Origin of the sequence: Streptomyces sp. NPDC019531 (assembly GCF_044903305.1) — a bacterium.
Taxonomy (GTDB): Bacteria; Actinomycetota; Actinomycetes; order Streptomycetales; family Streptomycetaceae; genus Streptomyces.
On sequence record NZ_JBJDQL010000026.1, the window covers coordinates 1 to 16,048 of the forward strand.

Here is a 16,048-nt window from a genome sequence, read left to right on the forward strand (position 1 = left end):
GGCCGAGGCTTCTTCTTCCCCATGCTCTCCATGATGGACATCCTCCCGGGGCAGAACCCCTGATCTCGGATGTCCGTCAAAGCGGATCAAGCCCAGCTGTACTTCGCTGCTGTACGCAGAATCACCGCATGGGATCTACGCAGCCTCAGCTGAGCTGGCCGTTTGAAGGGGAGGTCTTCCCTCATGACTTGCTCGCGATCATCCAAAGGACCGTCTCAGCTGGGGAGTTCCCGGCCCTGACCGTGATCCACGATGACGAGGACGACTGGCTCGTGAGCGACGGCGTCCACGATCCCAACGGTGCTGGTGCCTCGTCGGTCCTCCACCTCCAGCACGTCGTGGACCTGGACCCAGCGCTTGCCCAGCTGGCCACCATGCCACCTGGATACGTCGCGTGGCGATCAACTGCGTCCGATGCCTGGGTCATTGAGGAATGGACCTATGCCGACGACTAGCACTGGGTCGCCAAAACTGCGTCCTAGCGCTTAGAAGGCGCCTGGCGCAAGCCGCCCTACTTGTGTTCTGACCTGCTTTAACCCGCCTCGAACGGAGGGGACCTGTGGAACTTCGCCACGCATTCGACAGACCAGGGGGCGGCAAGTTGGCTTGACTGTGTGTCATGAAGCTGGCACGGCGTCTGCGCGTGGCGAGTGTGAGTGGGCTGCATCGTGCCCTCAGCCTGCGGCGTGGAGCGTGATGGTCACCGACGCCGCGGCGAGCTGGAGATGGCCGTAAAGCGGGTAGTGCGGCATGTGGAGCAGGCCCCGGCCGAGTGATGGGCGGCCAGTTCGGGTACATATCCCCTATGGCCGAGCAGTCGCCGCACAGGGAAGATCTCTGCACTTGCAGCATCGAGATTCACGAAGTTGCACTGGTCCACCGGACTCGTTTCTGTCGTCCCTGCCAGCGTAAGGCCGAGGAGGCGGCAGGCATCAGGCCCCGCTTCAAGAGGACGAGGGCCGTCCGTAAGCCCGCTGCGGGCTCCTCGGAGAACGAGCCTGGTGTTGAGGTGCGGCCGCCTGCAGCGCCAGCTCCCCAGCCCCAGCCGAGACGGCCAACGCTGTAGGTCTGGCGTCCCACTGGCCGCGACAGCTCGCGGGACGCGGCGAGGGATAGATCATGGTGCGCGCCGTACCGTCCCGGCACTGACAGCTCAATGGCTCCCGGGGGCTTTCAGACTGCCCAGCCAGTGGAAAAACTCGGCAAGCGGGTTGCCATGCGCCAGCCCCGTGATCACTGGACTTGTAGGTCTGGCGTAGGTCTTGAAAACCGTCGTGGCAGCGATGTCACCGTGGGTTCAAATCCCACACCCACCGCGTGAGCGGTGTGAGGAAGGGGCGTCCTCCGACGGAGGACGCCCCTTCCGTGCGCCGGGGGTGTCGACGCTGTGTGGCTTCGGTGTCGGGACTGGGTAGGGAGCAAGGGCGTCCTGACCGGTTCTCACGAGGGTGGCGGCGAGCGTGGAACGTACGACTCGGATCGGAGTCACCGGCCACCGGGACATCCCCGAGCCGGTGTTGGAGTGCGTGAGCACGGGGATCCTCGACGAGTTCAGAAGCCAGGCCGCAGGAGGTCCCGTAGAGGCGTTCAGTGCCCTGGCCGCCGGAGCCGACCAGCTCTTCGCCGAACTCGCCCTGCGCAGCGGGATTCCGGTCACGGCGGTCATCCCGGGCATGGACTACGAACGTCATCTGGGTGGACCGGAGGCCCGCACCGCGTTCCACCGTCTGCTGCGCGGCTGCGCTGACCGGGTCGACCTGCCCGTCGAACGGACCCGGGAGGAGGCGTACGCGGCGGCCGGCCGGTGGATCGTGGACCACACGGACCGGCTGGTGGCCGTGTGGGACGGCGAGCCGGCGCGGGGGCTCGGGGGCACCGGGGACATCGTGGCGTACGCGAGCCGTGTGGGCGTACCGGTGAAGGTGCTGTGGCGCCCGGGTGCGCGGCGGCCCTGACCGGGGGCACAGCACATCGAATGGTGACGCGGAGCGGTCGGGCCGCCGACCCGGGCCTCCTGCCGGACCCACGACCACCGCGCCGCGCACCACCCCCCTCCGGTCACTCAGCAGCCGTACTCCGGACCACGGTCAGATGCGCGTCCTGCGGTCGTAGCGCTGAGCCGCTGATGCTTGGCCGCGCCATGGGCCGTACCTCCGAGCGGCCGTCGCTCGTCTGCCCTGCGGCCGTACTCTGGACCGCCGTCGCTCGCTCGTCCACGGTCGTAGTCGTGAGTGACGTTGCTTGGTCGCGTCACGGCCGTACCTCTGAGCCGCCTCGCTCGTCTGCCCCACCGCCCCTGGACCGCCGTCCCTCGCCCGCCCCACCGCCGCAACCCCCGGTCGCCGTCGCCTCGCCCGTGCCGCGGATGCGCAGGTTCCGCCTTTCCCGGCCAGTTCGCGGTCGCTGCCTCGATCCTCTCCGCCTCACCCTCCGAACCGCGCGAGCCAGTCGGTGTGCTGGGGCAGCATCAGGTGTTCCGTTTCGGCCACGGCCTGGGGCCAGCGTTCCTCGGTCACGCTCTGGGACAGGACGGCGCGCTGGGTCTCCAGGCCTTCCCGCACCAGTGCGTGGGCGTACGACAGCGGATGGTGGCGGCGGGTCTCCACCCAGGCGACGCCGGTCGCGGCGGAGGCGGCGAGCAGGCCGCTGAGGTCCCAGCCGGAGGCGATACCGGCGCTCCTGACCACGGCGGCGGTCAGAGCCAGCAGGGTCAGCAGCGCGGTCAGCGACGACCAGACGGCGGCGGACCGGCGTGCCTGGACGGCCCGGCCGCCGTACCAGCTGAGTTGGTCGAGGACACGGTCCCGCAGGTAGATGTCCTTCCGGACGGCAAACGGCTTCTCGCGCACCGCCCGCATGGCGCGGGTGATCTGGGGGTGACGTGGATCGTCCGGCTCGTGTCGGCTGGCCGGGTCCCACAGGGTGTTCCGGGCCGGGACCGCGTCCACGCCCGGGGTGGTGCCGGGCTCGCGGGAGGGCTCCTTCCACCCTATGCGCCGTAGCCCCCGCAGGTGTTCCTCCAGTTGCTGGTTGAACAGCCCGTCGGGATCGCGCACGGTGGAGTGGAACGGGCCACCGTGCACCATGTACTGCCAGGCCAGTGACTTGACGGTCTCCGCGGCGTCGCGGTGCGCCTGCCAGTGGGCGCGTGCCCGGCGGCGCTGGATGACGACGCCGGTGACCACGGTGAGCCCGTACAGCAGGGCCGACAGGGCCGTGAGGACATGGCTGTCGAAGTGGTCGGCCAGAGTGGCGCAGACGGTCGCCACGAGCAGGAGCGACAGCTGGGCCATGGTGGCCCGGAACGCCTCGCTCTGACGGTTCAGTGCCCACTGGTCGTTGGAACGGAACAACGGCGGCAGATCGTCGTTGCCTATCGTCGCGCGCGGCCCTGGGATGTTTTGCCCAGGTCTGGTTGCCGCCATGGGTCACCTCGCCATGAAGAGGGGGAAACTCATGGTGACTTGGAGTCGTGCGGGTGCCAACACCGCGTTGCCGAGGGGGGCTTGTGAATCCAGCGTCCGAGTCGTGGGTCGTGGCCGACTCTGATGTCTCACCCAGAGAAACGAGAGCTTCAGCCTCGACAGTGACCGTATGGCGAACGACTCTCAGCGGCGCTCCACGGCCCCCCCGGGTCGTCGGTGGGCACAGCGGACGCTCCCCGAACGCCCATGAGGCTCCGTGGCGTACCGCAGTCGGCGTGCTCCCAGGGCCGTTTCCAGAACCAGGCACGCAAGCCGGAAGGTACTCCTCATGACGTTCGACCCGGATGGCGCCGACACTCGAGAGTCCGGCACGGTCGTCACGTTCTACTCGTTCACGGGCGGAACCGGTCGCACCATGGCCCTGGCGAACGTGGCCTGGATCCTCGCCAGCAACGGGAAACGCGTACTGGCCATGGACTGGGATCTGGAGGCACCGGGACTGCACCGCTATTTCGCCCCCTTCCTCGGTGACCCAGAACTCCGCTCCACCCCCGGTGTCATCGATCTGGTCCGCGGGTTCGACCTGGCCGGGCCGAGGCCGGCCGGGGGCGACTACAGCCGGCAGGCCAGGGTGGAGCGGTTCGCCTCCACCCTGGCATGGAGTTTCGACAGCGGCGGTCGCATCGACTTCGTCTCCCCGGGACGGAAGACTCCCGGGTACTCCGAAACGATCAACACGTACAACTGGCGAGGGTTCTACGAACAACGTGACGGTGCGGCCTTCCTGCGTGCCCTGCGCGAGGACATGCGGAGCAACTACGACTACGCCCTGATCGACAGCCGTACGGGCTGGAGCGACACCTCGGGCATCACCACGGTGTTGATGCCGGACGTGCTGGTCAACTGCTTCACTCTGAACATCCAGTCGGTGGACGGCAGCGCCAGCGTGGCCGGGGACGTACGGCGGGCTGCCCCCCACGTCAGGATCCTCCCCGTGCCCATGCGGATCGAGGACGCCGAGCAGGAGAAGCTGGCCGCAGGCCGCGGACATGTGCGTCGGCGCTTCCAGGAGTTCCTGAACACACCGTGTGCGGCCGATCCCGACAGCTATTGGGGCTCGGTGGAGATCCCCTACAAGCCGTTCTACGCCTACGAAGAGGTCCTGGCCACCGTCGCGGACATGCCCCGTCGGCCCGCCTCCCTGCTGGGCGCCTACGAACGCCTCACCACGGTGATCACGGACGGGCAGGTCACGGCCCTGCGGCCGGTCGAGGAGCCGGTGCGCAGGCAACTGCTCGCCCGCTTCCAGCGGGTGCCGGTGCCCGACGGCCGTCTCGTGCCCCGCGTGCGCATCGACTACGCGCTGTGTGACGGCGCCTGGGCGGAATGGATCGCGGACCAGTTGCAGGCCGCGGGGGTCGCCGTGGCACTGCGCGGAAGCAGCCCGTCCATGCCCGCGCTCACGAACCCCGCGGACGGAGCGGACGTGGTGATCGCCCTCCTTTGCCCCGACTTCGCCCTGTCACCGGTAGCTGGCGAGGTGAGGGCCCTGGCGGCCGCTCCCGACGGGACCAGGATCATCGGACTGCGCACCCGGGAGCACCAACCGGAACCGGCGCTGCGGGGCCTGCCGGGATTCACCTTGTCCGACGCGACAGCCGATCATGTCCTGCACAGGATTTTCGGCCTGCTGGATCTAGAAGCACCCGCCTTCCCGGTCGATGCACCCGCCTCCCCGGTCGATGCGGCCGCCTTCACGGTCGATGCACCCGCCTCCCCGGTCGAAGCACCCGCCTCCACGGTCGTTGAAGACCGCGCCTATCCGGGCCTGGTTCCGGCGATCTTCAACGTGCCGCACCGCAACCACGCCTTCACCGGCCGCGACGTGGAGCTGGACCGGCTGCGATCCGACCTTTGTGCGGACTCGCTGCGGACCGAGACCCCGGTGGGCACCGTGCTCCTCTACGGACTGGGCGGTATCGGGAAAACCCAGATCGCGCAGGAGTATGTCCATCGTCACCGTTCCCGGTACGACCTGGTCCACTGGATCCCTGCGGAACAGCCCGACCGGATCCCTCAGCTGCTCGCGGAGCTCGGCCTCCAGCTGGGAGTTCCGGGCGACACGGTGGAGGAACGCGTGCAGGCGACCATGACGGCGCTCGAAAACGACGATCACGGTCGCTGGTTGTTGGTCTTCGACAACCTCACCGAGAACCGGGAGGAGGGAGACACGTTGGTGGAGCGGTACTTGCCGGTCGAGGGGCCAGGACACGTCATCCTCACCGCCCGGCGTTCTCCGCACGAGGAGAACAAGACCGTCATGGAGATCGACTCCTTCAACAGGTCCGAAAGCATCGCCCTGCTCCGCCGTAGGGTGGACGGACTCTCGGTGGAGGACGCGGACCGGATCGCCGACACGCTCGGGGACTTCCCATTGGCCATGGAGCTCGCGGCGTCCTGGCTGCGGCAGACGGCCATGCCTCTGGACACCTACCTCGATCACGTCAACAACAGGGCCGGCTCGATTCTGAGCCGGGCGGACACCATCGGCCCCGGCCGGCAGGAGTCCCTGCTCACGGTCTGGCGGCTGACCGTCGACCGGCTCGGCAGCGAGCGGCCCGCGGCGGTCCGGCTCCTCGAACTCTGTGCCTTCCTGTCGCCCGAGCCGATCGCGCACTCTCTTCTCTACAGCGACGCCATGCGTAGCCGGCTGGCCGAGGAGACCGGGGACGAATCGGTGCTCGACCCCATGGTCATGGGGTATGCGATCCGTGACCTCGGGCGGTATGCGCTGGCCACGGTGGACCAGCAGAGCGGGTCCATCCAGGTGCACCGACTGGTTCAGGCCGCGGTGCGGGAATGGCTCGCGGAGGACGCCGAACACCTGGAACGGACGCGGAATCAGGCGCAGCTCGTGCTGGCGGGAGCGTTGCCGTCCGCCTCCTTTTCGGAGGACAGCGCATCGGCCAGGCAGCGGTTCGCGGAGCTGCTGCCGCATCTGGAACCCTGCGAAGCACTGTTCAACACCGACGCCCGGGTCTGCGAGTGGGTTGTTCGTCAGGTCCGCAACCAGTGGCGGATCGGAGATCACCGGGGCGCTGTCGTCCTGGGGCAGAAGGCACTCGAGGCCTGGACGGACTCCCTCGGTACCGACCATCATCTCCGGCTGCGGCTGGCCGCCCAGGTGGCCAACCCCTTGCGATCGCTGGGGCGTTATCAGGAAGCCCACGCCCTGGACGCCGACACACTGCGGCGTCAGCGCGAGCAACTCGGTGAGGACGACGGCTACACCCTGGTGACCGCCCGCAACCACGGCGGTGACCTGCGTGGCCTTGGCCGATATCAGGAGGCGTACGACGAGGACCGCAGGACGTACGAGCTCTACCGGAACAGCCCGCACTTCGGTCCCGACCACGAGGACACTCTGCGGGCGGCGCACAACCTCGGTGTTTCGCTCGTTCTGGTCGGCAAGCCCTCCGAAGCCCTGGAGCGGGCCACCGAGACCTATCAGCGGTCGCGGCAGGTACTGGGACTGCAGTCCTGGCTTACCTGGGCCTTCGCGGGAAGCGTGGCGTTGGGCCGTCGTGAGACGGGCGACTACCAGGGCTCCCTCGACGTGCTCTTCGAGATCCGCAAACGGTTCGTCTCTCTTCTGAGGGACGACAAGTCCGACGACGTGCTGCGCACGGACGCGTCTCTCGCGGTGACCCAGCGCCGTCTCGGCAACTACGTCGAGGCGGAGATGCTGACGCGTTCCGCCTTGAACGTCTACCGGCAGCGCTATGGCGAGGGGCATCCCGACACCATGTCCTGCACGGCCAACCTGGCCTGCGATCTGCTCGCTCTCTCGATGGTGGATCCGGTCAGGGGATCGGAGGCCGTGGAACTCGGGCGGCAGAACTTCGAGCGCTACCGCGACCACCTCGGCCGCGAGCACCCGTTCTCCCTGAGGGTTGGGACCAACCTGGTGGCCATCCTCAGGAGCCGGGGAGAGACCGACCAGGCGATGCAACTCGCCGACGAGACGCTGCCGCTCCTCGTCGAGCGACTCGGCATGACGCACCCCGCCACCGTGGCCTGCCGCGCCAACCGGGCCGGTGTGCTGTCAGCGCTGCATCGGTACGAGGAAGCGCTGGCCGAGGACGAGGAGACGCGCGAGGCGTATCGCACCCTTTACCGCGACCGGCACCCGCGGGTGCTCTGCGCGGAGTACAACGTCGCTCTGGACCGAAGTCTGATGGGTGACGACGATGCTCTGCAGAACCTCCTTGGGGCGACGCTCGCCGCCGAGCGGGAGTTCGGGCCGGAGCATCCCACGGTCCGGGCGATGGGCGACCGCAAGCGCATCGACTTCGATCTGGAGATGCCGCCGACCTGAGCCTGCCGCCCGATCCGACCATCCCGCACCGATTCACCGACATCTGATCCAACGACCGTACAGAGCCACCAACTTCCCCCAGGGAGCGCTGTGTTGACCACGAGTGCCGTCCGATCCGCCGACCCGCCCGGAACCCTGGGCACCGACGAACTCGCCTCCCACCTGCGGGCGTTGGGAATCCGCCCCGGCGACACCGTGCTGGTGCACGCGTCCCTCAGCACCGTCGGGCGGGTGGGCGGCGGTGTGCGGGTGGTCGTCGACTCGCTGCTGGAGGCGCTCGGCGAGGCGGGCACGCTCGTCGTCTACACCCAGACCCCCGACAACTCCGACCCGTCCCGCTGGCCCGTCACACGGGGGCGTTCCGTGCCGGTGTCGGAGTGGCCCGGGCTGCGGGCGACCCTGCCCGCGTTCGATCCCGCGCTGACCCCGAGCTACGGGGTCGGTGTGCTGCCGGAGGAGGTCCGTACCCGGCCCGGCGCGCTGCGCAGCGGCCACCCGCAGAGTTCGTTCGCCGCCCTGGGCCCGGCCGCCGCGCGGATCACCGCCGGACACGCCCTGAACTGCCATCTGGGCGAGGACTCCCCCCTCGCCCGGCTGGAGGAACTGGACGCCCGTGTCCTGCTGCTGGGCGTCGGCTACTCCGTCTGTACGGCCTTCCACCTGGCCGAGTACCGGGTGCCGGGCCAGGGCAGCCGCGAGTACGGGTGTGCGGTCGCCGACGAATCCGGACGGCGCTGGCACCGTTACCGTGACGTGGACTTCGACGCCTCGGACTTCCCGGCGCTGGGCGACGCCTACGAGGCGCTGCCCGAACGCCCGGTGTCCCGGGGGCGGGTCGGCGCCGCCGACTGCCGCCTGTTCGACCTGGCTCCGGCGGTGGCGCACGCCTCGAAGTGGCTGACCGAACACCGGCCGAGGTGGAGCTCGGCCGACTGACGGTCCTCCCTCAATAGGCGGGAGGTGGTGCAGGCGGTGCGCCGGCCGTCACCTTCCGCCTCCTGGGCGGCACGAAGGGCATCGGAGCTCGCGCGACACCCCCCGTCGCCGTAAAACGCCCCGTCCTCGTCGCCGTCCGAACGCCCAAGGCGACACAGGCCCCCGGTGACACCAGTCCCCGGCCCCCGATAGCACCGGCCCCCTTGGCCCCCACCCCCGACGCCCCCCACCCGTCACCCCCGACGCCCCCCACCCGTCACCCCCGACGCCCCGTCATCCGAGCCGCCGAAGCAATCGTCGCCCGAGCCTCCCGTTCCGTCAGCCCCGTATTGAGCGCCGCGTCCACCAGCGGCGCGACCAACGCCGGTCCGATCCCGTTCTCGTACGCCCGGCAGGCCGCCCAGAACAGCCGGGTGTTGCGCTGGCCCTCGTGGGCGGCGAGGACGAACTGGACCAGGCCCTGGCCGTGGTCGCCGGCCGAGGGATGGGTCGCGGGGTGGGTGGGGCGCGGCGGTGGGAGCAGCAGGCGGAGCAGGGCCGGTGGACAGGCCGCCGGGGCCAGGTGGGCCGTACCCGGTGCCGTGCCGTAGGTGCCGTGGTCGGTGCGGGAGCCGGGGCCGACGAGGTAGCCGCCGGCGCCCCGGATGTCGATGCCGGGGGCCAGGCGGCCGGCCGAGTTGGGGACGGCGGCGTCGGGCGGGCCGGTGAGCCAGAGGTGGCGGCCGCCGCTCGGGGTCAGGACGACGACCGTGTCCGGGATCGTGAAGAGGTGGCGCAGGGCCAGTTCGCGCAGGGCCGCCGAGGAGTCCGTGTCCGACTTGGTGTCCAGGTCGACGCCGATGAGGTGGTGGGGCGGGAGGCCGCACGCGATGCCGTAGCCGGTCGCCCAGGGTGCGGCGGCGAAGAGTTCCCGGATGCGGACGGGGTCCGTCGAGGCGTCGTAGACGCCGTGTCCGAACGCGCCGCACTCGCCGTGGCAGGGCGCGGCCAGAGGGTCGTCGCGGTGGGGGGAGCGCAGGGCCGGGAGCTTGGTCCGGGACAGGGGGATGACGGCCAGTCCGCGTTCGGCGGCTGACAGGGCGTGTGCGAGGGCCAGCGTCGTGGCCTGCCGGTCGGTGGTGGCCATGCCTCCATGTTCGTACGCATGTTCGAAAAAAGGAAGGGGTGGCAGGCGCGACTCGCCCGGCCCGGGCGATTGGCCGGAAAACTGCCGGAACGCTTCTCCCCGTGTCCCGCTTGACGATCAAACATCCTTATCGCCCCGACATGCCGACTGAAGTCGCGAAAGGGGTTTATCGACTTGTTCTCACGCTTCAGGGGGAATGACCGCTTCCGCCCTGGTTCGCCGGGGATTCGGTGGGCAACTCTGGTCTCGCGACGTCGTGCACCACACCAAGGCGGTCGGCCAACTGTCCTGGAAACAGCCTTACTTGACGTACTACCGGCAATCTGCCGGGTTCTGGAGGAAACACCATGGCAAGCATCCGTACCGCCCGCGTCATCGCCGCCGTCTCCGCCCTCCCGCTCGCCGCCGCGCTCTTCACCGGCGTCGCGGCGGCGGACAACGGCGGTTTCGCGGACGACGGATCGAACGCGGGTGTCGCGAGCATCGTGGGCAGCGGTGTCGGACACGACAACAACGGCAATTCGTCCACAGCGCAACAGAACGCCGTCGGCTCCGGCACCTCGAACCAGAGCAACACCGCACAGGTCCACGGTTCCGCGTTCACGGCCATCAATCAGGGGAACCACAACACGTCGGTCAACTTCACTCCGCTGTGGTGGTGATGGTGGTGACAGGCGGGGGCTGACCGGCCCGACGGGGTGTGCTTCATGGGGGTGTGACACGTCCGCGCGGCGGTGCTTCGGCGCCGCCGCGCAGGCGTTCGCGGACGCCTGCGAACGACCTTGACATCGCCCCGGATCTGACGGACAGTCAGAAACCTCCCGACCCGGAAGGGCACTGTCGTGGACGACGACCTGGTGACCCGCCTCAAGGCGTACGAAGGGCACCGCGCCGCCGTTGCCGGCACCGGCAAGGACCCCGTCAACCTCCCCATGATCCGCCACTGGTGCGAGGCCCTGGGCGACACCAACCCGGCCTACAGCGGCCCCGACGCCGTCGCCCCGCCCACCATGCTCCAGGCCTGGACCATGGGCGGCCTGACAGGGCACACCGGCCGCTCCCCGGCGTACGACGAACTCCTCGCCCTCCTCGACGAGTCGGGCTGCACCTCGGTCGTCGCCACCGACTGCGAGCAGGAGTACCTGCGGCCCCTGCGCCCCGGCGACGAGATCACCTTCGACACCGTCATCGAGTCGGTCTCCGGCCGTAAGACCACCAAGCTCGGCACCGGCCACTTCGTCACCACCCGCACCGACGTCCGCGTGGGCGGGGCCCTTGTCGGCACCCACCGCTTCCGCATCCTCAAGTACGCACCGGCCCGACAGCGGAAGAAGCCCCCGCGCCCCCGCCCCGTCGTCAACCGCGACAACGCCGGTTTCTGGGAGGGCGTCGAACAGCGCAGGCTCCTCATCCAGCGCTGCACCGCCTGCGCCACCCTCCGCTTCCCCTGGCTCCCGGGCTGCGCCCACTGCGGCGGGCCCGACTGGGACACCGTCGAGGCGAACGGAGGCGGCACGGTCTACTCGTACGTGGTCATGCACCACCCGCCGTTCCCGGCCTTCACGGAATCCGATCACGGCGCTGACGCGGCGGGGCCCTACGCGGTCGTGCTCGTCGAGCTCGCCGAGGGCGTGCGGATGATCAGCAACGTGGTCGGGACGCCGTACGACAAGGTGCGGATCGGGATGCCGGTGCGGCTCGAATTCCGTGTCTACGACGACGACTTGGTGCTCCCCGTCTTCCGCGCCGCCGAGGAGGACGCATGAAGCCCGGCGACGAGCTCCCGCCGCTGGAGATCCCGATCACCCGCACCCTGATCGTCGCCGGAGCCATCGCCTCCCGGGACTACCAGGACGTGCACCACGACCCGGAGCTGGCCCGGCAGAAGGGCTCCCCGGACGTCTTCATGAACATCCTGACGACGAACGGCCTGGTGGGCCGCTACCTCACCGACCACTTCGGACCACGGGCCGTGCTCAAGAAGGTGGCCATCAGGCTGGGCGCACCCAACTACCCGGGGGACACGATGGTGTTGACCGGGACGATAGAGACGGTCGAAGGCGCCACCGCGACCGTCCGGATCGTAGGAGTCAACGGCATCGGCAACCACGTGACGGGCACGGCCACCCTGACCCTGGGGAGCGCCGAATGAGCACACGCGCGCGTGACCGCCTCGGCGGACAGGCCGCGATCGTCGGCATCGGGGCCACCGAATTCTCCAAGGACTCCGGCCGCAGCGAACTGCGACTGGCCGCGGAAGCCGTCCGCGCGGCGCTCGACGACGCCGGGCTGACCCCCTCCGACGTCGACGGCATGGTCACGTTCACCATGGACACCAGTCCGGAGATCACCGTCGCCCAGGCCTGCGGAATCGGCGAGCTGTCCTTCTTCTCCCGCGTCCACTACGGCGGCGGTGCGGCCTGCGCGACCGTCCAGCAGGCGGCGCTCGCGATCGCGGCGGGCGTGGCCGAGGTGGTCGTCTGCTACCGCGCCTTCAACGAGCGCTCGGGCCGCCGTTTCGGCTCCGGCGTCCAGCACCGCGAACCCTCCGCCGAGGGAGCCGCCCTCGGCTGGTCCCTCCCCTTCGGGCTGCTCACCCCGGCCTCCTGGGTGGCGATGGCGGCCCAGCGCTATCTGCACACCCACGGCCTCACACCGGAGGCCTTCGGCCATGTGGCCGTGACGGACCGCCGGTACGCCGCCACGAACCCGGCGGCCTGGTTCCACGGCCGCCCCATCACCCTCGCCGACCACGCGGCCTCCCGCTGGATCGTCGAACCCCTGCGCCTGCTGGACTGCTGCCAGGAGACCGACGGCGGCCAGGCGATCGTCGTCACCTCCCTGGCACGCGCGCGTGACCTGCCCCGGCCGCCAGCCGTCGTCGCGGCCGCCGCCCAGGGCGCGGGCCGGGCCCAGGAACAGATGACCAGCTTCTACCGCGACGACCTCACCGGTCTCCCCGAGATGAACGTCGTCGCCCGCCAGCTCCGGCGCACCTCGGGTCTCACCCCTCAGGACATCGACGTGGCGATCCTCTATGACCACTTCACCCCGTTCGTCCTGATGCAGCTGGAGGAGTTCGGCTTCTGCGGGAAGGGGGAGGCGGCGGACTTCGTACGCGAGGCCCGGCTCCCCCTCAACACCCACGGCGGCCAGCTGGGCGAGGCCTACCTCCACGGTATGAACGGCATCGCCGAAGCCGTACGCCAGCTGCGGGGGACGGCGGTGAACCAGGTGCCGGAGGCAGGGCGGGTGCTGGTCACGGCGGGGACCGGAGTTCCCACGTCCGGGCTGGTCCTCACCGCGGAGGGGTAACCCCGCAGGGGTAAACCCGCAGTAGACGTGCCTCCCTCGTCCACCTTCAGGAGGTGCAGCCAGCCCCACCTCTACAACCTGAGGGGGAGTCTTCTTCGGGACCTGTGGCCGATGAGCGGGAGGCGGTCGCGAATCTAGCGTGGAGCCATGACCACACCCGTCTGCACCAGCGCTTCGAAGGCCGCCCTACCGGCGACGCAGACCCTCGCATACCCCTCGTTCGCCTCGTACGTGAAGGCCCGCCAGCCGGTGTTGCTGCGTACCGCCCGGTCGCTGACCGCGAACCCGAGCGACGCCGAGGACCTGCTGCAGACCGCCCTGACCAAGACCTACGTCGCCTGGGAGCGCATCGAGGACCACCGGGCCCTCGACGGCTATGTGCGCCGGGCCCTGCTGAACACCCGCACCTCGCAGTGGCGCAAGCGCAAGGTCGACGAGTTCGCCACCGACGAGATCCCCGAGCCCGACCCGGTGCCCGGCGACGACGACCCCGCCGAGCAGCAGGCGCTGCACGACGCGATGTGGCGGGCGATCATGAAGCTGCCGGAGCGACAGCGGGCGATGGTCGTCCTCAGGTACTACGAGGACCTCAGCGAGGTGCAGACAGCCGAGGTGCTCGGGGTGTCCGTGGGGACCGTGAAGTCGGCGGTGTCCCGGGCGCTGGGCAAGCTGCGCGAGGATTCCGAGCTGGTGCTCGCCCGGTGACGGGCCCCCAGGAGGCCGGCCAGGGGCGTCCGCGGTCCACGCGCGCGGGGGGACTCCGATAGCGCCGACGCCGCCCGTCCTGCGCGCGCGGAGGACGCACATCTGCGCGCCACAGCCGACCACACACGTGTGTCCGCGGCGGCGCGCTCCGGACGTCCAGCCGATGCCGGCGCCTCCAGCGGCCCCGTCGATCCCGCCCGGTAGGGAACCGTGCGTGACGGCCGGCCGTTGTGAGGGCATCGTGACGTGATCGATCGCCCGGCTCTAGTGACATACCGCGCGGTATGTGCGCAGAATCGGCGCGACCCCTTACGACCGCGCAGGCAATGTCGCCACCGGGAGGACGCCGTGCTGAGCACCATGCAGGACGTACCGCTGCTGATCTCCAGGATCCTGACCCACGGGTCGTCGATCCACGGCACCTCACAGGTGACCACCTGGACGGGCGAGCCTGAGCCGCACCGCCGTTCCTACGCCGAGATCGGCGCCCGCGCCGCCCAGCTGGCGCACGCCCTGCGCGAGGACCTCGGCGTCACCGGGGACGAGCGGGTCGGCACCCTCATGTGGAACAACGCGGAGCATGTCGAGGCCTACTTCGCGATCCCCTCCATGGGCGCCGTCCTGCACACCCTCAACCTCCGCCTCCCGGTCGAGCAACTGGCGTGGATCGTCAACCACGCGGCCGACCGGGTCGTCATCGCCAACGGCTCGCTGCTCCCCCTGCTCGCCCCGCTGCTCCCGCACCTCAAGACGGTCGAGCACGTGGTGGTCTCAGGACCCGGCGACCGCGCGGCCCTCGAAGGCTCCCACGCGCGCGTGCACGAGTACGAGGACCTCATCGCGGGCAAGCCCACCACCTACGACTGGCCCGAGCTGGACGAACGCCAGGCCGCCGCCATGTGCTACACCTCCGGCACCACCGGCGACCCCAAGGGCGTGGTCTTCAGCCACCGTTCGATCTACCTGCACTCCATGCAGGTCAACATGGCCCAGTCGATGGGTCTGACCGACCAGGACACCTCGCTCGTGGTCGTCCCCCAGTTCCACGTCAACGCCTGGGGCCTGCCGCACGCCACCTTCATGACCGGCGTCAACCTGCTGATGCCGGACCGCTTCCTGCAGCCCGCGCCCCTCGCCGAGATGATCGAGCGGGAGCGGCCGAGCCACGCGGCCGCCGTCCCCACCATCTGGCAGGGCCTGCTCGGCGAGCTGACCGCGAAGCCGCGTGACGTCTCCTGCCTCACCCAGGTCACCATCGGCGGCTCGGCCTGCCCGCCCTCCCTCATGGAGGCCTTCGACAAGCTGGGCATGCGCGTCTTCCACGCCTGGGGCATGACGGAGACCTCCCCGCTCGGCACCATCGCCCGCCCGCCGGCCCAGGTTGTCGGCACCGAGAAGGAGTTCGCCTACCGCCTCACCCAGGGCCGCTTCCCGACTTCCGTCGAGGCCCGCCTCACCGGACCCGGCGGCGAACGCCTGCCCTGGGACGGCGAGTCCGCGGGCGAGCTGGAGGTCCGCGGCCCCTGGATCGCCGGCGCCTACTACAACGGCCCGGACGCCGAACCCCTGCGCCCCGCCGACAAGTTCAGCGAGGACGGCTGGCTGAAGACGGGCGACGTCGGCACGATCAGCGCGGACGGCTTCCTGACCCTCACCGACCGCGCCAAGGACGTCATCAAGTCCGGCGGCGAGTGGATCTCCTCGGTGGAATTGGAGAACGCGCTGATGTCGCACCCCGAGGTCACCGAAGCCGCCGTGGTGGCCGTCCCCGACGAGAAGTGGGGCGAGCGCCCGCTGGCCACGGTCGTCCTCAAGGAGGGCTCCACCGCCGACTTCGAGTCCCTGCGCGCCTTCCTCGCGAGCGACGCCTGCAAGATCGCAAAGTGGCAGCTCCCGGAGCGCTGGTCGATCATCACGGCGGTCCCGAAGACGAGCGTCGGAAAGTTCGACAAAAAGGTGCTGCGCAGGCAGTACGCGGACGGCGAGCTGGACGTCACTCAGCTCTGAGCTGGATGAGGGACACGGCGGTCGGGGCACCCCGGGCCAGGACCGGGCGCCGGGCGCCCTGATCGCCGTACGGCAGAAGCCTCCCGGCGGACGACGGCCCCCTCACCGCCGCGCCGAGGTGACGAGCCTCCGCCGAGCGGCTCTTCGCCCTCGCCG

Annotated in this window: 12 protein-coding genes; 10 read left to right on the forward strand and 2 right to left on the reverse strand. The window is 69.9% G+C overall.

Going from position 1 to position 16,048, the window contains the following annotated elements; all coding sequences use genetic code 11:
- Nucleotides 1–128: 128 nt before the first annotated feature.
- Complete coding sequence (locus ACI2L1_RS26770; RefSeq protein ID WP_404741914.1) at nt 129–455, forward strand: hypothetical protein; 327 nt, start codon at nt 129–131, stop codon at nt 453–455.
- 1,005 nt (nt 456–1,460) lie between these two features.
- On the forward strand, nt 1,461–1,955 hold the full coding sequence (locus ACI2L1_RS26775; RefSeq protein WP_404741915.1) for a hypothetical protein: 495 nt from the start codon (nt 1,461–1,463) through the stop codon (nt 1,953–1,955).
- 468 nt (nt 1,956–2,423) lie between these two features.
- Here ACI2L1_RS26775 and ACI2L1_RS26780 read toward each other — a convergent pair whose 3' ends face one another.
- Nucleotides 2,424–3,353, reverse strand: a complete 930-nt coding sequence (locus ACI2L1_RS26780; protein WP_404742029.1) for a DUF4231 domain-containing protein — start codon at nt 3,351–3,353, stop codon at nt 2,424–2,426.
- A 400-nt stretch (nt 3,354–3,753) separates the two neighbouring features.
- Here ACI2L1_RS26780 and fxsT point away from each other — a divergent pair, with 400 nt between their 5' ends.
- Both fxsT and ACI2L1_RS26790 read left to right on the forward strand, forming a co-directional pair.
- Complete coding sequence (gene fxsT / locus ACI2L1_RS26785; RefSeq protein ID WP_404741916.1) at nt 3,754–7,803, forward strand: FxSxx-COOH system tetratricopeptide repeat protein; 4,050 nt, start codon at nt 3,754–3,756, stop codon at nt 7,801–7,803.
- 93 nt (nt 7,804–7,896) lie between these two features.
- Nucleotides 7,897–8,739 carry an aminoglycoside N(3)-acetyltransferase gene (locus ACI2L1_RS26790; RefSeq protein ID WP_404741917.1) on the forward strand — a complete coding sequence of 281 codons (843 nt, stop codon included), beginning with the start codon at nt 7,897–7,899 and terminating at the stop codon, nt 8,737–8,739.
- A gap of 256 nt (nt 8,740–8,995) precedes the next feature.
- Here ACI2L1_RS26790 and ACI2L1_RS26795 read toward each other — a convergent pair whose 3' ends face one another.
- Nucleotides 8,996–9,865 (reverse strand): bifunctional DNA primase/polymerase, encoded by an 870-nt coding sequence (locus ACI2L1_RS26795; RefSeq protein WP_404741918.1) that lies wholly within the window; start codon nt 9,863–9,865, stop codon nt 8,996–8,998.
- Nucleotides 9,866–10,212: 347 nt separating this feature from the next.
- Between ACI2L1_RS26795 and ACI2L1_RS26800 the strand changes: the two genes are divergently transcribed.
- From ACI2L1_RS26800 to ACI2L1_RS26825, 6 genes are all read left to right on the forward strand, one after another.
- A complete protein-coding gene (locus tag ACI2L1_RS26800) occupies nt 10,213–10,527 on the forward strand; it encodes a hypothetical protein (RefSeq protein ID WP_404741919.1) in 315 nt (104 codons plus the stop codon).
- Nucleotides 10,528–10,707: 180 nt separating this feature from the next.
- Nucleotides 10,708–11,631 carry a bifunctional MaoC family dehydratase N-terminal/OB-fold nucleic acid binding domain-containing protein gene (locus ACI2L1_RS26805; RefSeq protein ID WP_404741920.1) on the forward strand — a complete coding sequence of 308 codons (924 nt, stop codon included), beginning with the start codon at nt 10,708–10,710 and terminating at the stop codon, nt 11,629–11,631.
- Nucleotides 11,628–12,017, forward strand: a complete 390-nt coding sequence (locus tag ACI2L1_RS26810; RefSeq protein WP_404741921.1) for a MaoC family dehydratase — start codon at nt 11,628–11,630, stop codon at nt 12,015–12,017. The genes ACI2L1_RS26805 and ACI2L1_RS26810 overlap by 4 nt, the downstream gene beginning before the upstream one ends.
- The gene (locus ACI2L1_RS26815; RefSeq protein WP_404741922.1) at nt 12,014–13,180 is read left to right on the forward strand and encodes a lipid-transfer protein; all 1,167 of its coding nucleotides are present in this window, start codon (nt 12,014–12,016) and stop codon (nt 13,178–13,180) included. Before ACI2L1_RS26810 ends, ACI2L1_RS26815 begins: the two co-directional genes overlap by 4 nt.
- A 147-nt stretch (nt 13,181–13,327) precedes the next feature.
- Entirely contained in the window at nt 13,328–13,885 is a 558-nt protein-coding gene (locus tag ACI2L1_RS26820; RefSeq protein ID WP_404741923.1) for a SigE family RNA polymerase sigma factor, read from the forward strand.
- Nucleotides 13,886–14,233: 348 nt separating this feature from the next.
- On the forward strand, nt 14,234–15,892 hold the full coding sequence (locus ACI2L1_RS26825; RefSeq protein ID WP_404741924.1) for a long-chain fatty acid--CoA ligase: 1,659 nt from the start codon (nt 14,234–14,236) through the stop codon (nt 15,890–15,892).
- Nucleotides 15,893–16,048: the final 156 nt, after the last annotated feature.